The sequence below is a fragment of the Micromonospora palythoicola genome (assembly GCF_036689795.1).
In the GTDB taxonomy this organism is placed as follows: Bacteria; Actinomycetota; Actinomycetes; order Mycobacteriales; family Micromonosporaceae; genus Micromonospora; species Micromonospora palythoicola.
In genome coordinates this window covers 65,728-89,122 of sequence record NZ_JBAGKI010000021.1, presented here as the reverse complement: position 1 = coordinate 89,122, position 23,395 = coordinate 65,728, and the positions used below count along the sequence as shown (strand labels likewise).

The 23,395-nt window shown below is 71.2% G+C and carries 21 protein-coding genes and 1 riboswitch; of the genes, 6 read left to right on the top strand and 15 right to left on the bottom strand.

Annotated elements, in window-relative coordinates; genetic code table 11:
- Positions 1 to 108: 108 nt before the first annotated feature.
- From V5O40_RS12550 to paaA, 7 genes are all read right to left on the bottom strand, one after another.
- A complete protein-coding gene (locus V5O40_RS12550) occupies positions 109 to 1,293 on the bottom strand; it encodes a cell wall anchor protein (protein ID WP_332905594.1) in 1,185 nt (394 codons plus the stop codon).
- Between the two features lie 512 nt (positions 1,294 to 1,805).
- Positions 1,806 to 2,996, bottom strand: a complete 1,191-nt coding sequence (gene mqnC, locus V5O40_RS12545; RefSeq protein ID WP_332905593.1) for a cyclic dehypoxanthinyl futalosine synthase — start codon at positions 2,994 to 2,996, stop codon at positions 1,806 to 1,808.
- A 311-nt stretch (positions 2,997 to 3,307) separates the two neighbouring features.
- A complete protein-coding gene (paaE, locus tag V5O40_RS12540; protein ID WP_332905592.1) occupies positions 3,308 to 4,435 on the bottom strand; it encodes a 1,2-phenylacetyl-CoA epoxidase subunit PaaE in 1,128 nt (375 codons plus the stop codon).
- A complete protein-coding gene (gene paaD, locus V5O40_RS12535) occupies positions 4,432 to 4,908 on the bottom strand; it encodes a 1,2-phenylacetyl-CoA epoxidase subunit PaaD (protein ID WP_332905591.1) in 477 nt (158 codons plus the stop codon). The genes paaE and paaD overlap by 4 nt, the downstream gene beginning before the upstream one ends.
- Before the next feature lie 4 nt (positions 4,909 to 4,912).
- On the bottom strand, positions 4,913 to 5,632 hold the full coding sequence (paaC, locus tag V5O40_RS12530) for a 1,2-phenylacetyl-CoA epoxidase subunit PaaC (protein ID WP_332905590.1): 720 nt from the start codon (positions 5,630 to 5,632) through the stop codon (positions 4,913 to 4,915).
- Positions 5,629 to 5,916, bottom strand: coding sequence for a 1,2-phenylacetyl-CoA epoxidase subunit PaaB (paaB, locus tag V5O40_RS12525; protein WP_093404003.1), 288 nt, complete (start codon positions 5,914 to 5,916; stop codon positions 5,629 to 5,631). Before paaB ends, paaC begins: the two co-directional genes overlap by 4 nt.
- Positions 5,913 to 6,968 (bottom strand): 1,2-phenylacetyl-CoA epoxidase subunit PaaA, encoded by a 1,056-nt coding sequence (gene paaA, locus V5O40_RS12520; protein WP_332905589.1) that lies wholly within the window; start codon positions 6,966 to 6,968, stop codon positions 5,913 to 5,915. Before paaA ends, paaB begins: the two co-directional genes overlap by 4 nt.
- 355 nt (positions 6,969 to 7,323) lie before the next feature.
- Between paaA and V5O40_RS12515 the strand changes: the two genes are divergently transcribed.
- Both V5O40_RS12515 and V5O40_RS12510 read left to right on the top strand, forming a co-directional pair.
- A complete protein-coding gene (locus V5O40_RS12515; RefSeq protein ID WP_332905588.1) occupies positions 7,324 to 8,301 on the top strand; it encodes a hypothetical protein in 978 nt (325 codons plus the stop codon).
- Positions 8,301 to 9,233 (top strand): serine hydrolase, encoded by a 933-nt coding sequence (locus V5O40_RS12510; protein ID WP_332905587.1) that lies wholly within the window; start codon positions 8,301 to 8,303, stop codon positions 9,231 to 9,233. The genes V5O40_RS12515 and V5O40_RS12510 overlap by 1 nt, the downstream gene beginning before the upstream one ends.
- Before the next feature lie 108 nt (positions 9,234 to 9,341).
- On the opposite strand, the gene V5O40_RS12505 is transcribed toward V5O40_RS12510, so the two are convergent.
- Complete coding sequence (locus tag V5O40_RS12505) at positions 9,342 to 10,193, bottom strand: menaquinone biosynthetic enzyme MqnA/MqnD family protein (RefSeq protein WP_332905586.1); 852 nt, start codon at positions 10,191 to 10,193, stop codon at positions 9,342 to 9,344.
- 237 nt (positions 10,194 to 10,430) lie between these two features.
- Between V5O40_RS12505 and V5O40_RS12500 the strand changes: the two genes are divergently transcribed.
- The 3 genes from V5O40_RS12500 (at position 10,431) to V5O40_RS12490 (ending at position 14,254) form a co-directional block, all read left to right on the top strand.
- Positions 10,431 to 12,509, top strand: a complete 2,079-nt coding sequence (locus tag V5O40_RS12500; RefSeq protein ID WP_332905585.1) for a HelD family protein — start codon at positions 10,431 to 10,433, stop codon at positions 12,507 to 12,509.
- Positions 12,510 to 12,644: 135 nt separating this feature from the next.
- A complete protein-coding gene (locus V5O40_RS12495) occupies positions 12,645 to 13,415 on the top strand; it encodes a VOC family protein (protein WP_332905584.1) in 771 nt (256 codons plus the stop codon).
- Between the two features lie 74 nt (positions 13,416 to 13,489).
- Entirely contained in the window at positions 13,490 to 14,254 is a 765-nt protein-coding gene (locus V5O40_RS12490; protein WP_332905583.1) for a VOC family protein, read from the top strand.
- 17 nt (positions 14,255 to 14,271) lie between these two features.
- Here V5O40_RS12490 and V5O40_RS12485 read toward each other — a convergent pair whose 3' ends face one another.
- From V5O40_RS12485 to mqnE, 7 genes are all read right to left on the bottom strand, one after another.
- The gene (locus tag V5O40_RS12485) at positions 14,272 to 15,069 is read right to left on the bottom strand and encodes an ABC transporter ATP-binding protein (RefSeq protein ID WP_332905582.1); all 798 of its coding nucleotides are present in this window, start codon (positions 15,067 to 15,069) and stop codon (positions 14,272 to 14,274) included.
- Positions 15,066 to 16,157, bottom strand: coding sequence for a FecCD family ABC transporter permease (locus V5O40_RS12480; RefSeq protein WP_332905597.1), 1,092 nt, complete (start codon positions 16,155 to 16,157; stop codon positions 15,066 to 15,068). The genes V5O40_RS12485 and V5O40_RS12480 overlap by 4 nt, the downstream gene beginning before the upstream one ends.
- 36 nt (positions 16,158 to 16,193) lie before the next feature.
- A complete protein-coding gene (locus V5O40_RS12475) occupies positions 16,194 to 17,129 on the bottom strand; it encodes an ABC transporter substrate-binding protein (RefSeq protein WP_332905581.1) in 936 nt (311 codons plus the stop codon).
- Between the two features lie 111 nt (positions 17,130 to 17,240).
- Positions 17,241 to 17,301: riboswitch (cobalamin riboswitch) on the bottom strand.
- 171 nt (positions 17,302 to 17,472) lie between these two features.
- Positions 17,473 to 19,353: a M14 family zinc carboxypeptidase gene (locus tag V5O40_RS12470; protein WP_164446529.1), complete on the bottom strand. Its 1,881-nt coding sequence runs from the start codon at positions 19,351 to 19,353 to the stop codon at positions 17,473 to 17,475.
- Positions 19,354 to 19,529: 176 nt separating this feature from the next.
- A complete protein-coding gene (locus V5O40_RS12465) occupies positions 19,530 to 19,820 on the bottom strand; it encodes a DUF4229 domain-containing protein (RefSeq protein WP_332905580.1) in 291 nt (96 codons plus the stop codon).
- A gap of 32 nt (positions 19,821 to 19,852) precedes the next feature.
- Positions 19,853 to 20,275 (bottom strand): hypothetical protein, encoded by a 423-nt coding sequence (locus tag V5O40_RS12460; RefSeq protein WP_332905579.1) that lies wholly within the window; start codon positions 20,273 to 20,275, stop codon positions 19,853 to 19,855.
- Between the two features lie 24 nt (positions 20,276 to 20,299).
- Positions 20,300 to 21,469, bottom strand: coding sequence for an aminofutalosine synthase MqnE (gene mqnE / locus V5O40_RS12455; protein WP_164446534.1), 1,170 nt, complete (start codon positions 21,467 to 21,469; stop codon positions 20,300 to 20,302).
- Positions 21,470 to 21,717: 248 nt separating this feature from the next.
- Here mqnE and V5O40_RS12450 point away from each other — a divergent pair, with 248 nt between their 5' ends.
- The gene (locus V5O40_RS12450; RefSeq protein WP_332905578.1) at positions 21,718 to 23,334 is read left to right on the top strand and encodes a C40 family peptidase; all 1,617 of its coding nucleotides are present in this window, start codon (positions 21,718 to 21,720) and stop codon (positions 23,332 to 23,334) included.
- Positions 23,335 to 23,395 lie beyond the last annotated feature (61 nt).

Here is a 23,395-nt window from a genome sequence, read left to right as displayed (position 1 = left end):
GGCCCGGACAGGGTCGAGGCGACACCTTGAGGGCGGGTTGGTCACCCATCCCGCCCTCACTGCCGTGCGTTATGTGAACGGCCCGCGCGGGCCGATAGAGGACGAACCTCAGGCGTTCGTCTTCTCGTCGCCCGGGGTCACCAGGACCACCCGGCGACGGCGGGCAACCAGGAACATGGCCACGCCGGCGGCCAGCACACCCGCGCCGACGCCACCGATCAGACCGACCTGCACACCGGTGACCGGCAGGCCGCCACCGTCACCGTTGTCGCCACCACCGGAGCCACCCTTGGCGGCCACGACCACCGCGAAGTCGTCGGTGTTGTCGCTCGGGTCGACGTCGTTAGCCGCGACGCCCGTGGCGTTCTCCGGCAGGGCCGAGTTGGGGGCGGACCGGAGGACGCTCGGGGCCTCCTGCACCGACAGCGAGTCGATGGTGACCTTGCCACCGGTGAGGCTGCTCGGCTTCACACCGTCGGCGACCTTCACCAGGTTGTAGAAGCGGGCACCGGAGTAGAGGTCGTCACCGTCGGTGTCCTGCGCGGCCGGGATGAGGACGGCCTTGTCGTACTCGCAGGTCAGCGAGGTCATCGCGGCGTTGTAGGTGCAGTCCGGCTCCTTCTCCGCGAAGGTCGCGCCCTTGGGCAGCTGCACCTCGATACGCAGCCCGCGGGCGGCCAGGTCACCCTGGTTGAAGGCGCCGTAGATGAGCTGGCCGGTGTTGCCCGCGTACAGGTCGCCGATCTCGGTGATCGAGCCACCCTCGACCTTGACGGCCTTGCGCACGTCGTCGGCGACGACGGTCAGGTCCGGCCCGGTGCCCTCGACCTTGACGTCCACGGTCACCACGTTGTCGGACTCGTCCGGGTCCTCGCCGCCGTGCAGGATCACCGCGGTGATGGAGCCGGCCGGACCGACCTCCTTGCCCTTGCGGGTCAACGGGAAGAACCAGTCGACGTCCTCGCCGGCACGGATGGTGTCACCCTCGATGCCACAGAGGATCCAGCCGTCCTCGCGCGGGTTGCAGCCGGTCTCGTCGATGTCGACGAGGTCGGTCTTCAGCTTGCTGATGTCGAGGGCGACGAGCACGTTCTTGGCGTCGACCTTGCTCTTGTTCAGCAGCGAGACGCTGGCATCCTTGCCCGGCGCACCGACCGCGATCGTGGTGCCGGTCGCCTTGATGGCGAGGTCCGCGCTGTCGTCCGCCAGAGCCGGGGCGGCGAAAGCGCCGGCCGCGAGGACGCCGGCGGCACCGGCGCCCAGGTACGCGGCAGCCCGGTTACGGAAAATCATGAAGGTGTCTCCCCGTGGGATGAAGGAAGCGTACGGGCGGGGACGTTAGCGGTCAGCGATCACCCGCGCCACCCTGGAACACACCCGTCACAAGCTGCTCAGCTAATGGCAACTTAAGGATTGTCCGGATTGATGGGTCTTGCTACCTGGTCGCGCCCCGGCACCTGGCCGTGGCGGCCCGGCGCTTCGGACCGGAAGGATGATCCATGCGAGCCGTTCGGCTGACAACCGATCGAGCCACCCCTGTCACCCAGCGCCTGAAACCCAGTGACACATAGTGATCTCTCGCCCGCCATCACCCCACCCCCCAACGCCGCCGCCCGCCGCGACGAGGGCCCGGGATGCCGCAACTCGTACCCTCCCGCTGCCGGGAAGACCCAAGACACCGCAACTCGCGCACGCCGCTGCCCGGGGTGACCCGGGATGCCGCTACTCGGGACTCACGGTGACGGTGTGCGACGGTCCAGGTGGCCGACCGGGCGTTCGCTTCGCTGTTCGGGGTGGGGTGTCGGTCAGCGTGCGTCGACCAGGGGCAGCGATCGGCCGGCACCGCCGCCGGGCAGGGCGATCGACGAGAAGTGCGAGACCACCCGGTCGTCGCTCGGGTCGTCGTCGGGCGTGTGGTGCACGGCCAGTCTGTTGTAGAGCGTGTCGCGCTGGGCCGGGATCCGGTCGGCGGAGCGGATCATCCCGATCAGCTCGTGCAGGTTGGACCGGTGCCGGGCACCCGCCGAGGAGATGACGTTCTCCTCCAACATGATCGACCCGAGGTCGTCGACGCCCATGTGCAGCGCCAGTTGGCCGACGTCCTTGCCGGTGGTCAACCAGGACGCCTGCAGGTGCGGCACGGTCTCGAAGAACAGCCGGGACACCGCCACCAGCCGCAGGTACTCCAGGGTCGTCGCCTGGGTGCGGCCCTTGAGGTGGTTGTTCTCCGGCTGGTACGTCCACGGGATGAAGGCCCGGAAGCCGCGCGTACGGTCCTGCACGTCGCGGATCATCCGCAGGTGCTCGATCCGCTCGGCGGCCGTCTCGCCGGTCCCCATCATCATCGTCGCGGTCGACTCGACGCCCTGCCGGTGCGCCAGCTCCATGACCTCCAGCCAGCGCTCGCCCGACTCCTTCAGCGGCGCGATCGCCGTGCGGGGTCGCTGCGGCAGCATCTCGGCGCCGGCACCGGCGATCGAGTCGAGCCCGGCGGCCTTGATCCGGGCGATCGCCTCGTCCAGGCTCACCCCGGAGACCTTCGCCATGTGCAGGATCTCGCTCGGACCGATCGAGTGGATCGCGAGCTGCGGGTACGCCTGCTTGACCGAGGAGAACAGCTCCTCGTAGTACTCCACGCCGTAGTCCGGGTGGTGGCCGCCCTGGAGCATGACCTGGGTGGCGCCCAGCTCGACCGCCTCGCCGCAGCGACGCAGGATCTCCTCGGTCGGGTGGGTCCACCCTTCCTTGTGCTTCGGCGCCCGGTAGAAGGCACAGAACTTGCACGCCGTCACGCAGACGTTCGTGTAGTTGATGTTGCGGTCGATCAGGTACGTGACGATGTTGTCCGGGTACCGCCGCCGACGGACCGCGTCCGCCGCCTCGCCGAGGGCGTGGAAGGGGGCGTCGGTGTAGAGCAGCAGGGCCTCCTCGGGCGTGATCCGCCCGCCGTCGGCACCGCGCTGCAGGATGTCGTCGATCTCCCGGTTCACCGTCACGCCCCCGAGCGTACGCCGCTCACCCGCCCAGCTCCCACGGGTGTTCCGCGCCGTGACGCTCCCGCACCCGCAGCCCGAACATGCAGATCTTGGACAGTTCCCGTTAGCGCCTAACGGGAACTGTCCAAGATCTGCGACGACCGAGAATCCCGCGCGGTCAGTGGCGCGGCGGGAGGGTGCCGCCAATCGAGGACGGGCGGCAGGGGCAGGGGTCCGCTGGACGTCGGGGCGATCGCGCGTCTCTCTGCACCGACCGGCCCAGCCGGACGTCGCCTGCTACCACGGGGTCTAGAACGAAACGGTCTACCGCGTCACGCGTCGTAGTCGATCGTAATGGTGTCGGTGAGCGGGCTGGACTGGCAGGTCAGCACATAGCCGGCGGCCACCTCGTCGGGCTCCAGGGCGTAGTTGCGGGCCATCTCGACCTCGCCGGAGACGACCTTCGCCCGGCAGGTCGAGCAGACCCCACCCTTGCAGGCGTACGGCAGCTCGCCGCGGACCTTCAACGCCGCGTCCAGCACCCGTTCGTCGCGGCGCATGGTGAAGCTCGACGAACGTCCGTCGAGCGTGATCGTCACATCGGTGCCGCCGGACGCGTCGTCGGTACGGCGCACCGGCTCGGGCGGCGCGTCGACGTGGAACAGCTCGGTGTGCACCGCCGACTCCGCGACACCCCGCGCGGTCAGCACCGCACGAGCATCGACCACCAGCCCGTACGGGCCGCAGAGGAACCACTCCTCGATCGCCTCGCCGGGCACGATGGTCTCCAGCAGCCGGCCCAGCCGCTCAGCGTCGATCCGGCCCGACAGCAGCGGCGAATCGCCCTGCTCGCGGGAGAGCACGTGCACCAGGTGCAGCCGGGTCGGGTAGCGGTCCTTCAGGTCGGCAAGCTCCTCGGCGAACATTACGCTGCCGGCGGTGCGGTTGCCGTACACCAGCGTGAAGGTGCTGGCCGGTTCGACGGCCAGGGCGGTGGCGACCAGCGACAGCACCGGGGTGATGCCCGAGCCGGCGACCACCGCGCCGTAGCGGCGGACCCGGTCCGGTGCGAAGGCCGTGGTGAAGTGGCCCAGCGGCGGCAACACCTCGATGCTGTCGCCGTGCCGCAGCGCCCCGCAGGCGTAGCCGGAGAAGGCCCCGCCCGGAATCTCCCGCACGCCGATCCGCAACCGTCCGTGCCGGGCCAGCTCCGCCGGGGTGGAGCAGATCGAGTACGACCGGCGCACGTCCCCGCCGCCGTCACCGTTCGCGGCGACAGCGGCGGCCGGCAGGCGTACGGTCAGGTGCTGGCCGGCGCGGAACGCGAAGGTCTCGCGCAGTTCCGCCGGTACCGCGAAGGTGATCGCGACGGCGTCGGTGGTGAGCCGGTCCACGGCGACGACGGGCAGCGGGTGGAACGCCGGTCGGCGCCGGACCGGGCGCGTGATGGTGACAGTCACAGGGCCTTCACCTGGTCGAAGGGTTCGGAGCAGGAGCGGCAGCGCCACAGCGCCTTGCACGCGGTGGAGCCGAAGCGGCTGAGCTGCTCGGTCTCCGGCGAGCCGCAGCGTGGGCAGCGCACCGTCAGGGTGAGCGGAACGACGCCGGCGCGCCGGACCGGAGCGGGTGGGGCGATGCCGGCGGCGGCCAGCTTGGCCCGCCCGGCGTCGCTGATCCAGTCGGTGCTCCAGGCCGGGCTGTGCACCGTACGCACCTCGGCGTCCGGATGACCGGCCGCGGCCAACGCGCGTCGGATGTCGGCGCGGATGACGTCCATCGCGGGGCAGCCGGTGTAGGTGGGGGTGATCGTCACCACCACCCGACCGGTGGCCGGGTCCTCCAGCACCGACCGCAGGATGCCGAGATCGTCGATGGTGACCACCCGGATCTCCGGATCCACCACCGCCGCCACCGCCTCCCGTGCCCGGCTCATCGGCTCACCAGCGGGCCCCGGGATGGGCGCGGTGCAGCACCTGCATCTCCGCGAGCAGGTACGACAGGTGTTCGGTGTGCACGCCGTCGCGCCCGCCGGCCGGCGTCCAGGCGACCTCCGGGACGGTCAGGGTCGCCTCGGCGAACACGGCGGTCACCGTGTCGTCGAACTCGGGCCGCAGGGTCGCCGGGTCGACCGGCGCGTCCGGCCAGGCCCTGAACAGCTCGTCGGCGTACGGCCAGATCTGGTCGACGCCGGCCTGCATCCGCCGGTGTGACTCCTCGGTCCCGTCGCCGAGCCGCCGCACCCACAGCGCCGCGTGATCCAGGTGGTAGGCGGACTCCTTGCGGGCCTTGGCCCCGACGGCGGCCAGCCGCTCGTCCCGGCAGGCGGCCAGGGCGGTGTAGAGCGGCACCTGGTAGGCCGCCAGCACGAGCAGTTTCGCCATGGTCACCGCGAAGTCACCGTTGGGCAGCTCGACCAGCAGGCAGTTGCGGAACTCCCGGTCGTCGCGCAGGTACGCCAACGCGTCCTCGTCCCGGCCGGCACCCTCCAGCTCACCCGCGTACGACAGCAGGAGACGGGCGGCACCGAGCTGGTCCAGGGCGATGTTGGCCAGCGCGATGTCCTCCTCCATCTCCGGTGCCCGGGTGGTCCACTCGGCCAACCGCTGCGCCGCGATGAGCGCGTCGTCGCCGAGGGCGAGGGTGAAGTCCACGCTCACAGGTGCGCCACCCCGTCGGGGACCTCGTAGAAGGTGGGGTGGCGGTAGACCTTGTCGGCGGCCGGGTCGAAGAACGCGTCCTTCTCGTCGGGGCTGGACGCGGTGATGGCGCTCGCCGGCACCACCCAGATCGACACCCCCTCCTGACGTCGGGTGTAGAGGTCACGGGCGTTGCGCAGGGCCAGTTCCGCGTCGGGCGCGTGCAGGCTGCCGACGTGGGTGTGCGCCAGCCCGCGCCGGGCCCGGACGAAGACCTCCCAGAGCGGGGTGTGTTGCCGGCTCACGCTGCCACCTTCTCCTTCTCCGCACGCTTGGCGGCGTACGCCGTGGCCGCCTCGCGCACCCAGGCACCCTCGCGGTGGGCGCGGCGCCGGTGCTCCATCCGCTGCCGGTTGCACGGCCCGTCACCCTTGATCACCCGCATCAGCTCGTCGTAGTCGGGCTGGGTGAAGTCGTACGCCTGGCGCTCGTCGTTCCAGCGCAGCTCCGGGTCGGGCAGGCGCAGCCCGAGCGCCTCGGCCTGGCCGACGCACATGTCGACGAAGCGCTGGCGCAGCTCGTCGTTGGAGAACCGCTTGATCTTCCAGGCCATCGACTGGGCGGAGTGGGTGGAGTCGCCGTCGGGCGGGCCGAACATGGCCAGCGACGGGTACCACCAGCGGTCCACGGAGTCCTGGGCCATCGCCTTCTGCGCCGGGGTGCCGTGCGCCAGGGTGTGCAGGATCTCGTAGCCCTGGCGCTGGTGGAAGGACTCCTCCTTGCAGACCCGGATCATGGCGCGGGCGTACGGGCCGTAGGAGCAGCGGCACAGCGGCACCTGGTTGACGATCGCGGCGCCGTCCACGAGCCAGCCGATCGCTCCGACGTCGGCCCAGCTCAGGGTGGGGTAGTTGAAGATCGAGCTGTACTTCTGCCGACCGCTGAGCAGCAGGTCGACCAGTTCGTCCCGGCTGACGCCGAGGGTCTCGGCGGCGGCGTAGAGGTAGAGGCCGTGACCGGCCTCGTCCTGCACCTTGGCCAGCAGGATCGCCTTGCGCTTCAGCGACGGTGCGCGGCTGATCCAGTTGCCCTCCGGCTGCATGCCGATGATCTCGGAGTGGGCGTGCTGCGCGATCTGCCGGATCAACGTGCGCCGGTACGCCTCCGGCATCCAGTCGCGGGGCTCGATCTTCTGGTCGGCGTCGACGACCTCGGCGAAGTAGGCGGCCAGGTCGCCTCCCGGCTCGGCGCCGCCACGGTCGCGTGCCGCGGCCGCGCGCAGCGCCGCCTCCGCCGCCTCGACCTCACCGAGCAGCCCGCCGGGCGGGTCCTCGCCCGGGAAGTCATTGCCATACATGCCCCCAGTGTTACAGCTAGGGGTTGAATAAGCCAGGGGGTGTCATACAAATTCAGGACTGCCCACCGTTACTTTCCGGTTGCCATCGGTGGCGCGGGAAACTATGAGTTCGGTCACGAATCAGCGACAAATCCTCGCAACGACCGCATAGCGGTTCGTTATCCCGTCTTCACGGCGAGTCGCCAGGTGTCGAGTCCTGGCATAACGCCGATCCGCACGTAGACTTCCCCCGTCACACCGATCGGCTGACGACGATCGCCAGCTCAGGCCGCTTCCCCCGGCCCAGGTGATCCGCACCGGTCAGTCCTGGCAAAAGCCGGTCCCCCCGGCCCTGACATCTGGAGCTCACCCGCTCATGCGACCTCGCGTGACCATGGTGTTCGCCGCGACGGCGGTACTGCTCGGCGGCGTCATGCTGGTGCCGGCCGCCTACGCCCGGCTCTCGGCCGGCGAGGCGGAGGCCAGCCCGGAGAGCGTCGCCGCGCCCACACCCGCGCCACCACCGCCGCCGACCCTTGCCGCCGGCAAGGTCTCGGTGAACTTCAAGGGCGAGTTCTTCTCCTGGGCGCTGCTGGACCGGGAGACCGACCAGCTCGCCGGCTCGAAGAACATGGCCGCGACCAGCTCCACCGAGTCGATGCTCAAGGCTTGGATCGTCGCCGACTACCTACGGCGGCTCGGCGACAAGGAGCCGCCCGCGGCGATGAAGAGGATGGCCAGCACGGCCATCCGGGACAGCAACGACGACGCGGCCAACAAGGTCTACGCCGCCGCGGGCGGCTCCTACCGCTTGCCCGCGAAGGGGCAGCCCGGACCGGTGGTCCTGCGGGCGATCAAGCTGTGCGGCCTGACCGACACCAAGCCCGGCAACGTCAAGGGCTACGAGGGCTGGTGGAGCTTCACCCGGATGTCCCCGCGCGACGCGGTACGGCTCGGCGACTGCATCGCCGACGGCACCGCCGCCGGACCCAAGTGGACGAAGTGGCTGCTCACCGAGATGAGCAAGGTTCGCGGCAGCACCGCTGCGAAGGACCAGAAGCCCCGGGAGGGCGGCGGCCGGTGGGGCATCGTCGACGGCCTGCCGGAGTCGATCACCAGTCAGGGACCGGTCAGCATCAAGAACGGCTGGACCATGCTCAACTACGACGGCAACTGGCACGTCAACTGCCTGGCCGTGACCGAGAAGTGGAGCCTCGCGGTGATGCTGCGTTACCCCAGGCAGGGCGGGCTCGACTACGGGGCGGACGTCTGTGCCAGCGTCGCGAGCCAGTTGGTGACGCCGCAGCCCGGCGGTGCCCTGAAGGTGCCGCAGCAGCCGATCGGGAAGCTCTGATGGCCGGCCGCAGCCACGGCGAGACATCGCCGCTCCGGCTGATCGCGATTGCGACCGTGCTGATCGGGCTGGTCCTGGTCTCGCTGCGCCTGCTACCCGGTTCGCCCTTCGAGTCCACGGCCGCCGCCAAGTGGGGCCAGGGTGAGTCACCGGCGGCCCGGGACGCTGCCCTGACCGACCGCAGCGTACGGCCGTCGCCGTCGCCGAGCCCTGCACCGGAGCCCGAGCCGCTGCCGTTCGAGGCCAAGGAGATCGATCTGGACATCGACGGCTGGTACGCGTGGAGCGTGCTGGACCGCCGGTCCGGCGAGATCATCGGCTCGGACAACATGGCCGAGACCAGCACCACCGCCTCGCTGATCAAGGCCTGGATCGTCGCCGACTACCTGCGCCGTACCGCTGACGCCGGGCAGACCCCGAGCGACGGGAAGCTGGACGACCTGACCCGGATCATCCGGGACAGCGACAACACCCGCACCGAGCAGCTCTACACCCAGATCGGCAGGTCCGCCTCGATCAAGCGGCTGCTGTCCACCTGCGACCTGACCGACAGCAAGGTGTCCAGCGATCTCGGCTGGAGCCGTACCCAACTCTCCCCCCGGGACACCGCCCGCCTCGGCAACTGCATCGCCGAGGGCACCGCCGCCGGCCCGAAGTGGACGAAGTGGCTGCTCGGCGAGATGCGCCAGGTACGCGGTGCCGGCGACTTCGGCATCCGCAAGGCGTTCCCGGCCGCCGAGGCGAAGACGATCGCCATCAAGAACGGCTGGGTCGACCGCACCCGCGAGCAGGAGATCCACGTCAACTGCCTGGCGATCGGCGACACCTGGACCATGGGCGTGATGCTCCAGTACCCGATCAACAAGGGCTACGAGTACGGCATGAAGAACTGCGAGAAGATCACCGAAGCCCTCCTCACCACCAGCCCCTGACCCGCGCCCCGACTCCGCGTCGATCTTGCACTTCTGGTCGCCGAAACGCGGCTTGTGCCCGAAAAACGGGGACGAAAAGTGCAAGATCGCGGGGGTGGCCGGGGTGGGTCAGCGGGTGAAGAAGGGGGGGCCGGTGGGGGGGAGGGGCGGGGTTTCGCCGTGGGCGGCGGTGAGGCGGGCGAACTCGCGGATGCCGGCGATCTGGCGCTCGCCGAGGGAGAAGTCCAGGGTACGGAAGTAGTCGGCGAGCGTGCTGGCGTCGAACGGCTCCCACCGGGCGGCCGACTCGGCGACCTGGTCCAACTCGGCCAGGCACAGGTCGCGCGAGCGGAGGAACGCCTCGTGCACCTCCTTGACCAGGCCGGGATGGGCGGCGGCGAAGTCACGGCGGACCGCCCAGACGGCGAAGACCATCGGCAGTCCGGTCCACTGCCGCCACGCCTGACCCAGGTCGGTCACGGTCAGCCCCTGTCGGGGTGCCTCGTACATCGCCCGCAGCGCCACGTCGCCGATCAGCACCGCGGCGTCGGCCTCCAACAACATCTGGGTCAGGTCCGGCGGGCATCGGAAGTACTCCGGACGGACCCCGTACCGCTCGCGCAGCAGCAACTGGGCGAGCAGCACGCCGGTCCGCGAGGTGGAGCCCAGCGCCACCCGGGCCCGGTCGAGGTCCGCCAGTGGCCGGGTGCTGACCAGGTTGACCGACAGCACCGGTCCGTCGCTGCCCACCGCCAGGTCGGGCAGGAGCAGCAGCTCGTCGGCGTGCCGCAGGTACTCGACCAAGGTGATCGGCCCGATGTCCAGGTCACCGGCGACGAGTTGGGCGCTGAGCCGGTCCGGCGAGTCCTTGCGCAGGTCGACGTCGAGCAGGGCGCCGGAGCGCATCAGCCCCCAGTAGATGGGCAGGCAGTTGAGGAACTGGATGTGCCCGACGCGGGGGCGGGCAAGGCGCTCGACCATGCCCCGACCGTATCCCCGCCGCCCGTGACCTGCTCAGGCGGACGTCACGGAAGTGGCCAACCCCGCATCCGCCCCGCCCGGGGCGAGGGGAAATCGGTTGTCCACGGCATTCCCGGGAGTAGGCTGTTCGTTCCGCCCGACGGCCGCGGTGAGTAGCACCGCAGCGGACGTCCCCGCGCCGACCCACGCGTCGGAAACGCGAGCGGCAGCCTTCTTCCCGTGTCGAGGAGTCCGTGGATGAGCCTGCACGCCCACAAAACGCCCCAACCGCCCACGCTCGACGACGAGTTGGCCGCCGAACGGGCGCACCTGACCCGCTCGCGGGCGGCGCTGCACCGGATGCGGGAACGCGCCGAGGCGCTCTTCGCCACCGGCGACAAGGTGGCCGGAGACGCGTACACCGCCGAACAGCTCGGCCGGCACCTGGCCCGGCGGGTCGCCGAACTGGCCGACGACCCGCGCACCCCGCTCTTCTTCGGCCGACTCGACTTCGGCGACGCGGATGCCGAACACGCCGGCCGCCGCTACCACGTCGGCCGCCGGCACGTCACCGACGAGCAGGGCGAACCGCTGGTGCTGGACTGGCGGGCACCGATCTCCCGCACGTTCTACCGGGCCAGTGCCCGCGATCCGCGGGGTCTCGCGGTACGCCGTCGGTTCGGGTTCGGCGACGGGAAGCTGACCAGCTTCGAGGACGAGCACCTCGACCGGGGCGAGGAACTCGGCACGGCCAGCCGGATCCTCACCGCCGAGATCGAACGTCCCCGGGTCGGTCCGATGCGCGACATCGTCGCCACCATCCAGCCCGAGCAGGACGAACTCGTCCGGGCCGACCTGGCCGACTCGATCTGCGTGCAGGGCGCCCCGGGCACCGGCAAGACCGCCGTCGGTCTGCACCGGGCGGCGTACCTGCTCTACCTGCACCGGGAGCGGCTACGCCGGTCGAAGGTGCTGGTCGTGGGGCCGAACCGGGCCTTCCTCGGCTACATCGCGGCGGTGCTGCCCGCGCTCGGTGAGGTCGAGGTGGAGCAGGCCACCGTGGAGGACCTGGTCGCCCGGGTGCCGGTCCGCGCGGCGGACCCGCCGGTGGTGGCCAGGCTCAAGCACGACGCCCGGATGGCCGAGGTGCTGCGTCGGGCCGTCGACGCGTACGTCGGCGAGCCGGCGGAGCCGGTGCTCGTCTCCGACGGCTCGTTCCGCTGGCGGATCGGGCTGGAGCCGCTGCACCGGCTGGTCCAGGACACCCGCGCGGAGCGACTGCCGTACGCCGTCGGGCGGGACCGGGTCCGGGCCCGGGTGGTCGGACTGCTGCAACGGCAGGCCGAGGCCCGGCGGGCGGAATCACCCGGCGACGCGTGGCTGCGCCGGATGAGCCGGTCGAAACCGGTCACCGGATTCCTGGACGCCGTCTGGCCGGCGCTCACCCCGGACGGACTGCTGCACGCGCTGTACACCGACCCGGACCGGCTCGCCCAGGCCGCTGACGGTCTGCTCACGCCAGACGAGCAACGCCTGCTCACCCACCCGGCACCCGGGACCGGGCGCGCCACCGGCACCGGTTTGGGACGGACGGCGAAGGCGACCCGCTGGACGGCCGCCGACGCGGTGCTGATCGACGAGGCGGCCGGACTGCTGGAACGGCCGGGCGGCTACGGCCATGTCGTGGTGGACGAGGCCCAGGACCTCTCCCCGATGCAGTGCAGGGTCATCGCCCGGCGCAGCGAGCACGGCTCGCTCACGCTCCTCGGCGACCTGGCGCAGGCGACCGCGCCGTGGGCGGCCAGCGACTGGCGGGAGAGCCTGCGCCACCTGGGCAAGCCGGACGCGACGGTGGTGCCGTTGACCATCGGGTTCCGGGTGCCCGCCGCCGTGCTCGCCTTCGCCAACCGGCTGCTACCGGCGCTGGCCGTCGACGTGCCGCCGGCCGAGTCGCTGCGCAACGACGGCGCGCTCGAGGTGCGTACCGTCAGCGATCTCACGGCCGCGACGGTGGCCGAGGTACGGGCGGCGCTCACGTTCGAGGGGTCGATCGCGGTGATCGCCGCCGACGACGCCGTGGCCGGGCTGCGGTCGGCGCTGGCCGAGGCGGGGGTGCAGACCGCGACCCCCGACGACCCGGCCATCGGCGCGCGCGTCACGGTGATGCCCGCCACCCTGGTCAAGGGCCTGGAGTACGACCACGTCATCGCGGTCGAACCGGCCGCCATCGTGACCGCCGAGCCACGCGGCCTGAACCGGCTGTACGTGGTGCTCACCCGGGCGGTGTCCCGGCTGTCCGTGCTGCACGCCGCGCCGCTACCCGCCCCGCTCGGCTGACTCCCGACCGGGCGGGACCGGGTCGCCGGTTCAGTTGACGTTCCCCCGGTTTCCACCCCGAACGGCGGCGCACCGGTGCCACCATGCCGAGAAGGGCGACCGGTCGGTGGTCGCCGCGGGTCGGGAGGGGTGGCCGTGGTCAGCGTCGCGTCGGGTACGCCCTGTTGGGCCGACCTGGCGACGCCGGGACTCGACGCGGCCCGGCGGTTCTACCCGGAACTGTTCGGCTGGACCGGCCGGGTCGACCCCGAGCCGGAGGCGGGCGGGTACACGGTCTTCCTGCTGGACGGGCGGGCGGTGGCCGGGGCGGGCCAACCGGCCGTACCGGACCAGGTGCCGATCTGGTCGACGTACGTGGCCACCGACGACGCGGATCTGGTCGCCGGCCGGGTGGAGCGGGCCGGTGGACAGGTGGTGGTGCCGCCGTTCGAGGTCTTCGACCGGGGTCGGATGGCGGTTTTCACCGATCCCGCCGGGGCCGCGTTCAGTGTCTGGCAGCCGATGACCTTCGCCGGGGCCGAGGTGTTCGACGTGCCCGGCGCGATGAGCTGGACCGAACTGGTCACCCCCGATCCGGACGGCGCACGGATCTTCTACGAGCTGGTCTTCGGCTGGCAGCCGGAGGAGGAGCCGATGGGTCAGGTCGCCTACACCGGTTGGCGGCTCGGCGACCGCCTGGTGGCGGGGATGATGCCGCCGCTGGGCGACGAGTTCCCCGCGGACGGACCGGCGTACTGGTCGGTGTACTTCGCGGTGGCCGACGCGGACGCCAGCGCGGCGCGCGCCGCCGAACTGGGTGGCACGATCCTGGTGCCGCCCCGCGACATCCCGGCCGGCCGCTTCGCCGCGCTCCGCGACCCCCACGGTGCCCTGTTCCACGTCATCGCCCTCGCCGGAACCCGCTGAACCGCCAGCGGGGTGTCGGACCCGGATGCGACCCTCGGACCGCCCCCACATCGACGGAACCGGAGCGTACGCGCATGACCAGCATTCCACCGGGAAGGCCGGCCTGGGTCGACCTGTTCACCAGCGATCCCGCCGCGGCGGCCGGCTTCTACGCGCCGCTGTTCGGCTGGGCGGTCGCCGAGGCGACCGGCGAACCGCCGACCGGCCGTCTCGTCTTCCACCAGCAGGGCAGACCGGTGGCCGGCGCTGGCCCGACCGACGACGGGCAGCCGGCCTGGACGCCCTACCTGGCCACCGAGGATGTCGACACGGCCTGCGAACTCGTGACGGCCACCGGTGGGCGGCTCCGCTCGGGCCCCGTCGAGGTGTCCGGCTCCCGTCGCTCGGCGGTGCTCACCGACCCGGCCGGGGCGTCGTTCGGGGTGTGGCAGTCGCTGGGCCTTCCCGGCGCGGAGGTCTTCGACGTGCCGGGCGCGCTGACCTGGGCCGAGCTGACCACCCGGGAGCCCGACCGGGCCAAGGAGTTCTACGGTGCGGTCTTCGGCTGGACGGCCGACGACCAGCCGATGGATGCGATCACCTACACCACCTGGCAGCGCGACGGCCAGCAGGTGGCCGGGATGATGCCGATGGTCGGCGAGGAGTGGGGCGACCTGCCGTCACACTGGATGGTCTACTTCGGGGTGACCGACACCGACGCGGTGGCCGACGAGGCGCAGCGGCTCGGCGGCAGCGTGTCCGTCCCGCCGACCGATCTGCCCCGGGGCCGGTTCGCGGTGCTTACCGACCCGCAGGGGGCGTTCTTCTCCATCCTCGGCCCGGTGCCCGCCCCCGGCTGACCCGCCCGGCGGCCGGACTACTGTCGCCTGGGGCGTACCGGCACCACGAGCGGGCCGTGTTCACCGTCGACCACACGGACGCTGGCCCGGTAGTGCTCGGCGAGCAGCCGGTCGGTGAGCACCTCCCGGGGGGTGCCGACCGCGGCCACCCGACCGGCGGCGAGCAGCACCATGCGGTCGGCGTACTCGCCGGCGATGGACAGGTCGTGCATGGTGGCCAGCACCGTCAGCCCGTGTGTCCGGCGGAGCTGGTCGACCAGTTCGAGCACCTCCTGCTGGTGGCCGATGTCGAGAGCGCTGGTGGGCTCGTCGAGCAGCAGCAGGGTGGCGCCCTGGGCCAGCGCCCGGGCCAGGAAGACCCGCTGCCGCTCACCGCCGGAGAGGGTGGCCAGTTCCCGGGCGTGGAAGCCGGCGAGGTCGAGCCGGTCGAGCACCTCGTGCACCACGGCCAGGTCGGCGGCGGACTCCCGACCCAGCGGTGGGATGTACGGGGTGCGGCCGAGCAGCACGTAGTCCAGCACCGCCATGCCGGGCGGTACGACCGGCGACTGCGCGACCGTGGCCACCACCCGGGCCCGTTCCCGGCGAGGCAGCCCGCCGATCGGCGTACCGAAGAGCCGGACGGCGTCCGGCGCGGGGAGCAGGCCGCCGACGACACGCAGCAGTGTCGACTTGCCCGCGCCGTTGGGACCGATCACCGTGACCCACTCGCCGGCGGCGACGGTCAGGTCGACGCCCGCGAGGATCGACGTGCCGTCCAGGCTGATCCGCAGGTCCCGCAGTTCGACGGCGGGCGGGCCCGACGAACCGGTCATGTCAGCACCCGCCGGGCCGAGCGCAGCACCACCACGAAGAACGGGCCACCCAGCAGCGCGGTGACCACCCCGATCGGGATCTCCTGGGGTGCGGCGGCGGTCCGCGCCACCACGTCGGTCAGCGCCAGGAAGGCACCACCGAACAGCAGCGACAGCGGCAGGATCACCCGGTAGCTCGCCCCGGCCAGCATCCGTACGGTGTGCGGCACGATGATGCCGACGAAGCCGATCAGGCCGGAGGCGGAGACGGCGGCGGCGGTGCCCAGCGAGGCGGCGGCGATCAGCAGGTACCGGGACCGCTGCGGGTGCAGGCCGAGGCTGGCCGCCTCGTCGTCGCCCACCGACAGCACGTCCAGCTCCCGCCGGTGCAGGAGGATGACCAGGCTGGTCAGCAGGAAGTACGGCAGCACCAGCCGGACGTCCTGCCAGCCGGCGGTGGCCAGCCGGCCGAGCAGCCAGGAGTACACCGGCTGGATGCTCTCCGCGTTTCGTTGCAGCAGGTACGTCTGCCCGGCGCTGAGGAACGCGGAGACGGCCACCCCGGCCAGGATCAGGGTCGCCGGGGAGCGGCTGCGCCCACCGGCGGAGCCGAGCAGGTAGGTCATCGCCACCGCGCCGAGGGAACCGACGAAGGCGGCCAGCGGGATGGTGGCCGGCAGGCCGCTCAGCGCTCCGCCCGCGCCCACCCCCAGGGTCAGCACCACGGTGACCGCGAGCCCGGCCCCGGCCGCGACGCCGAGCAGGTACGGGTCGGCCAGGGGATTGCGGAACACCCCCTGGTAGGCGCCGCCGGCCAGGGCGAGCAGCCCGCCGACCAGCAGACCCAGCACCGCCCGGGGCAGCCGCAACTCGGTGACGATGGCGATCTCCCGCTCGGTCAGCCCGCTGTCCAGGCGTACCCAGGGCAGCAGGTTGAGCAGTTCGATCGCGACGCTGCCGGGCGGCAGGCTGACCGGGCCGAGCGAGACCCCGGCCACCAGCGCGACGAGCACCGCGCCCACCCCGGCCGCGAGCCAACGCTTCCGCAGCCCGGCCGGCCGGGGTGGGGTGACCGCCCCGGCCGGTGCGACGGTACGGCCGCGCTTCAGCACGTCGTGCACGATCCGGTCAGCCGACGGCCAGCGTCACTGGGACACCTTGGCGGTGGCGTCCACGATGGTCCGCAGCAGGTCCACCACGCGCGGCCCCCAGCGGGAGGCGACATCGTCGTCGAGTTCCACGACCTGGTCCTGCTGCACCGCGGTGAGCGAACCCCAGCCGCTGCGCGCCTTGACCGTCGCGGCGCTCTGCTGGCAGCACTTCACGTCGGAGAGGAAGATGAAGTCCGGGTCGGCGTCGACGATCACTTCCTGGGACAGCTGCGGGTAGCCGCCGTTCTTGCCGTCGGCGTCGGCCGCGTCGGCGATGTTCTCCAGCCCGGCCAGGCGGTAGATCGAACCGATGAAGGTCTTGCTGGTGGCCGTGTACAGCTCCGGGCCCAGCTCGTGGAAGTAGGTGGGCGCCTGCGCCCGCTGCGGCACCTCGGCCACGATCTTCGTGATGTCGTCCTTCATCCGCTGCACCACGTCGGCCGCCGCGTCGGCGTTACCGGTGAGCGTGCCCAGCTCGGTGAGCTGCCGGTACGAGTCGTCGAGGGTCTGCGCGGCGGGAGTCTGGTAGACCGGGATCTTGAGCTTGGCGAGCTGCTCGACGATCTTGTTGCGGTCGTCGCTGAGCACCACCAGGTCGGGCTCCTTGGCGGCGACCGCCTCGGCGTTCGGCTGGTAGCCGGAGAGGTCCGTCTTCGGCGCGTCGGCCGGGAAGTTGGACTGGTCGTCGACCGCGGTGACCTGCGCACCGGCCCCGATCGCGAAGAGCATCTCGGTGGCGGTCGCCGACAGCGAGACGATCTTTTCAGGTCGCTGTTCCAGCGTCAGCGTCCCGACGGTGACGGGGAAGGCGGCGGCGCTGGGGCTGCCGCTGGCGGCGGGGGTGTCGGTGGTCTTCTCGGCGCAGGCGCCGAGCGCGAGCGCGGCCACCGCCAGGCTGGCGGCGAAGACCCTGGGCGTACGTCTGAACATCGGTCCTCCTGTCGGTCGAGGAGTGTGCTGCTTCGCCGACAGGGAGCCAGGGGCGCCCGTCCGCGAGGCGCCCTTCCTCGAGAGCGCGGATCGCGACCGCGCCCCAGGCGACCTGGCTCGTCCCCGGTAACGGGGCATCACAGTTGCGGGACAGCGCCGGTGTCTCACCGGCTTCGCTGGAACGGGTCGGTAAGACGGTAGCGCACGTCGTGTCGGTGCCCCGCCGGGCAGGCCGTCGCGCTGCCGCAGGCCGGGCCGCGAGCCGCCGGGAGAACGGCGGTCTGCCCGTTTGATCCCTGGAACGGGGCCCCGCGCGAGGGGGGTGGCGGGGCCCCGTCCGCTCTCAGGAGGCGGTGATGGTGACGTTGTCCACAGCCGCCTCGACGAGGCTGGCGGTCGAGGTGTCCGCGGCCTCGACCAGGATCCGCACGGACTGGCCGGCGTACGGGGTGAGGTTGAGGTTCGACACGGTCCAGGCACCGTTACGGTTGCTGGCCGCACCGGCCTGGGTGAGCAGCGCCGTGGTGCCGCCGTTGTGCACCACGCTGACCCGGAAGTAGTCCGCCGACGACGAGTTCGAACCGTGTGCCAGGTACCAGGCCAGCGACAGGGTCAACGTGCCGCTGGACGGCAGTGCGACAGCCGGCGAGCGGGCGCTCGTCACCCCGCCGTCGATGTCGTAGTCACCCGCACCGCTGCCGGCGAGCCGGCCGGTGACCAGGTCGTTGCTGCCCGCGTACGGGGTGAGCTGCTTGGCTCCGCTGGAGGTGGTGGCCTGCGCGGCACCGCGCTCCCACTGCCCGGTGGTCGCGCTGTCGGTGCCGTTGGGGTTGATCGTCCAGCCGGTCGCGGTCTCGAAGGTGTCCGACCAGACCGTGGTCCCCCCACCGCCGCTGCCGCAGTACTGCGCCTGCTTCCCGATGGCCCGGTACGGGCAGTCGGCGTACTCGGAAAGGATCAGCACCGCCTCGCGGTTGCGCGAGGTCTGTTGCGGGATGACCTCGTCGGGCGGGTAGAAGCCGCCGCCGGAGGCACCGCCCGGATACAGCTCGAAGGTGTACGCCCAGATACCGTGCTCCGCCCACATCCAGTCGATGCTGCTGCCGTCGGTGATGTACAGGTCGCTGGACTGCTGCGGGGTGAATCCGTTCGTCGCCGCCATCTGCTGGCCGATGGTGGCGAAGGTGTTGTACTGGTCGGCGTTCATCCCGGTCGCGGTGTTGCTGGTCGTGTAGCCGTACGGCCAGAGCACCAGCTCGGAGTAGGTGTGGAAGTCGATGTTGGCCTTGATCTGCTGCGTCCCGCCGACGACCCGGCTGTTGACGAAGTTGCGTAGCGCCTGCGTCTCGGGCGCGGAGAACGCCGACGGACCCCGGTAGGTGTCCGATGAGGTGGAGCCGGACGAGCCGCCGCAGCACCCGAAGTTGTAGCTCCAGTTCCGGTTCAGGTCGGTGCCCACGTACGACGATCCGCTGTTGGGTTGGCGGTTCTTGCGCCACGACCGGTAGGAGCCGGTGGCGATGTCGTACTCGCTGCCGTCCGGGTTGACCGACGGCACGACCCAGATCTCCCGGTTGTTCACCAGGCTGGTGATCCGGGAGTCGGAGCCGTAGTTGTCGGTGAAGAGGTTCAACAGGTAGAGCGCCATCTCGACGGTGAGGTGCTCGCGGGCGTGCTGCTGGGCGTTGAACAGGATCTCCGGCTCGTTCTCGTCGGAGGCGACGTTGTCGGAGATCTTCACCGCGACCAGGTCACGGCCCTCGTACGAGCTGCCGATGCTGATCTTCCGCGCGATCGTGGGATGGTCGGCCACCACCTTGTTGACCGCCGCGATCATCTCCGGGTAGTCGTGGTAGTTGGAGTCGGCCGACGGGAAGCCGAGGATCCCGATGTCGCCGTCGGCCTGCCCCCGGTCGGTGGGCAGCGCGGCGATCGCCTCCAGCCGGAACCCGAGCCGGGTGATGGCGGCGGCCTCGGCCCGGGTGGCCGAGACGTGCAGCACCCCGTGCTCGGAGTAGTCGATGGCGGCGCCGGTACGGGCGACCGCGTTGCGATCGGCGAGGGTCTTCGGGCCGAGCACCCGGTAGGGCACGGCGGCCGGTTGTTCGTCCCGGTTGGGCGCCGGCTCGGCGGAGACCGGTGGCGCGGCGATGGTGAGCAGGCCGAGCCCGGCGGCGACGATGAGCGCCAGGGCACGGCGGACGGGGATTGAACGGAAGGCCATGGACAACCTCCTGGAGGCGCGGGGATCCCCCGCTCGGTAGCGGACAGCCCACCACCGGTCACATGGTCATATCAACATTGATCGTTGTTTGGTCCATCCCAGCCTGATCCTCATGCCGGCGACATGGTTCCGCCGACCGGCACAGCACACAGGCGAACGCCGGACTGCCGGACGCGTCAGCCCTTCTCCTCGGTGGGCCGGTCACCCGGCGCACCGTCGGCCTGGTCGTCGCCGGCCAGCGCCGACCGCAGCCGCTCCTTCTCCACCCGGCGACGCTCGGCGGCGGCGGCCATCTCCTCGGCCATCTCGTCACGCCAGCCCTTCAGCAGGAAGAACGAGAGGGCGGCGGAGAACAGCAGCGCCAGGATCAACTTGAGGAAGATGTCCATGTCGACCGGCCAGAGGGCCGCCACCACGACCACGAACAGACCGATCCGGCCCAGCGTGTACTTGACCGCCGCACTCACGTTCGTTCGCTCCGCTCGCTCATCACTTCGTCTCAGCCGGTCCGGTTGGCCAGCCAGCGCACGCCGGGAAACCAGATCGTCGCGTACACCACGGTGAACGTGGTCGCCGCGAGCACACCGGACAGCAGTGCCGGCAGCGGCGTCGCCAGACCGGCCACCAGCAGCCCGGAGACCACCGCCGTCCCCACGGCCACCAGCGCGGCCACCACCCGGGGGGCACCGAAACCCCAGGCCCGGAAGTCCTCCCAGAACAGCCAGGCGGGCAGGATCACGGCGAGCCAGCCGTTGGCCTGGCCGAACTCACCGGCACCGAACCAGGCGAAGGCCACGTCGAAGAGCACCAGTACCAGCAGCCCGATGACCACCCCGGCAAGCCCCACCCCCACCAGGTCGCCCAGGGTCCGGATCCGCCCCTCGGCATCCCGGCGGGGGAACGCGCTCTGCTGCTCGGTCATCGTCGTGCCAGGGTACGCGTCGGGTCAGGCCCAGACCTGCTGCGGCTCGGCCCGGCGTTCGGCAAGCGTGGGAGCGGCGTCGTACTCGCGGACCACCTCGTAGCGGGTGTTGCGCTCGACCGGCCGGAACCCGGCGTCCCAGATGAGGTGCAGCAGGTCGTCGCGGTGCATGGTGTTCGGCGTCCCGTACGAGTCGGCGTCGTGCGTGATCTTGTATTCCACGACCGAGCCGTCCAGGTCGTCGACACCGAAGTTGAGCGAGAGCTGGGCCACCGACAGGCCGTGCATCACCCAGAAGCACTTGACGTGCGGGACGTTGTCGAACAGCAGCCGGGAGACCGCGAAGGTCTTCAGCGACTCGGCCGGAGAGGCCATCGTGGTGCGGGCCTGGATCCGGTTACGGATCTTGCCGTCCGCCGAGTCGACGAAGTCGTGCTGGTAGCGAAGCGGGATGAAGACCAGGAAGCCGCCGGTCTCGTCCTGCAACTCGCGCAGCCGCAGTACGTGGTCGACCCGGTGCCGGGGCTCCTCGATGTGGCCGTAGAGCATCGTCGACGGCGTCTTCATGCCCTTGCTGTGCGCCAGCCGGTGGATCCGGGACCAGTCCTCCCAGTGACAGGCGTGGTCGACGATGTGCTGACGGATCTCCCAGTCGAAGATCTCCGCGCCGCCGCCGGTGAGCGACTCCAGGCCAGCGTCCATCAGCTCGTCGAGGATCTCGTCCGCACCCAGTCCGCTGATCTTCTCGAACCACTGCACCTCGGTCGCGGTGAACGCCTTGAGCTTCACGTTCGGCAGCGCGGCCTTCAGCTCGCGCAGCACCTTGGGGTAGTAGCGCCAGGGCAGCGTCGGGTGCAGGCCGTTGACGATGTGCAACTCGGTGAGCTGCTCGTCCTCCATCTCCTTGGCCTTACGGACCGCCTCGTCGATGCGCATCGTGTACGCGTCCTTCTCCCCCGGCTTGCGCTGGAAGGAGCAGTACGCGCAGCTCGCGCTGCACACGTTCGTGAGATTCAGGTGCCGGTTGACGTTGAACATCACCCGGTCGCCGTTCATCTCGGTGCGCCTGTGGTGGGCCAGCCGCCCCAACCAGGTCAGGTCGTCGCTGGCGTAGAGGGCGATCCCGTCCTCACGGGTCAGCCGCTCCCCCGCGTACACCTTCGCTTCTAGCTCGCGCTTGAGTCCGGCGTCCATCGAAAGCCCCGTCCCCTTCCACCTGCGGTCACGACCCGAGCGCGGTCGCCACCCGAGCCTACGTCGGCCGCGCTGACAACTCACACCGTGGTCGTTGGCAGCAGACTCTCAGCCTCCCGTTATCCGGCCAGACATCGACATCAGTGCACCGGGTGAGGTAAGACAGGGTGGGGCACGACACACACTGGTAGCGTCCCGAACCGCCGCGCCGACCGGGCGTGGCACAGCTACGCCGGACGGGGAGCGGAATGATCGACAGCGCGGACGGACGGCAGCGGCGACGAGGTCCGGTGGTCTCACCGGTGCTACGTCCGGCCCTCTGGTCCGCCCTGCTCGCCGCGGTCGCCAGCACGGTCCTCGCCGCACCGGCGTACGCCGAGCCCGGCATACCCGTCACGGTGCCCGACACGGGTTCCCGGCCCACGGTGACCGGTCCCCTCCAACTACCCGGCATGCCCGCCGGTACCACCCCGGGCCTGACGCCACCGACGCTCGGCGCTCCCGGTGCCAGCGCGCTGGAGAACCGGATCACGGCTGCCGAGGCACGGGTCGCCGAGTTGGGCACCCGACTCCTCGAACTCGAACAGCAGCGCAACGAGGTGCAGGTCCAGTTCCGCACCGCCGAGCGTGATCTTGAGTTCGCCCGGGGGGCGGTCCAGCAGGCTCAGCAGGGTGCCGACCAGGCCGCCGCCGAGGCGATGAAGGCGGCGGCCGCGCTGCCCTCCGGCGGTTTCGCCACCGACCTGCGTGACCTGGATCTGCTCAGTCGGGCCAACCGGGGAGAGAAGGTCGGGCACGACACCGGCCCGGCCGCCGGCAGGATGGCGCGCGCCCGGGCCGACGAGCAGGTGGCGACCCAGGCGTACACGGCCGCCAAGTCGCGCCTTGAGGGCGTTCAGCAGCAGTACACCGCCACCCAGCAGGCACTGCGCGACGCCGAGGCAGAGCTGATCAAGCTGCGCGACGAGAACTCCGCGCAGCTGGTCGAGCTGGCCCGCCAGCAGGAGGCCGCCGAGCAGCAGCTCGGTGCCGACTACGTCGACCAGTCCGCCGGCGGGCTGGCCGCCCATCCCACGGCGAAGGCCGCCGTCGCGTACGCCCGCAAGCAGCTCGGTGACCCGTACGTCTGGGCTGCCGAGGGGCCGAACTCGTTCGACTGCTCGGGCCTGATGTGGGCGGCGTACCGGTCGGCGGGTTACCGCCAACTGCCCCGGGTTTCCCGGGACCAGTACCGCGCGACCAGCTCGCGGACCGTGCCCCGCACCGCCCTGCTCCCCGGTGACCTGCTCTTCTTCGCCTCGGGCAGCAGTTGGCGCAGCATCCACCACGTGGGGATGTACATCGGCGGCGGCAAGATGATCCACGCGCCGACCACCGGTGACGTGGTGAAGATCTCTACGGTCCGGTGGTCCCGGCTCTACGCCGCGACCCGGGTGGTGGGCGCGGTGCCGGCACCGACGACCACGCCGACCCCGTCGCAACCGCCGACCCCCGAGCCCAAGCCGACACCGAAGCCCACGCCCAAGCCGACCAAGACGCCGAAGCCGACCAAGACGCCGACTCCCTCGCCCACTCCGTCAGGCAGCACGTCGCCGTCACCGACCCCGACGGGCTCGACCACACCGTCGGCAACCTCCTCGGCGACCACCACCCCGTCGACGACCCGGTCGGCGACCACCACCCCGTCGGCGACGGACTCCGCGTCCGAGACCACCGCACCGACCCTGGAAGCCAGCAGCGTCGCGCCGACCACGGCTGCCGCCAAGGCCGACCCGACGACCGCGGCGAGCAGCGCGGCACCGGAGGACAGCGCCGCACCGGAGGACAGCGCCTCGGCCAGCCCGTCCACGGTCGGCGGACGGTGACCTGACCCGACATCCCGCACTGCCGACTCCGCGACGCCCGCAGCGATAAGTCTCGGTCGAT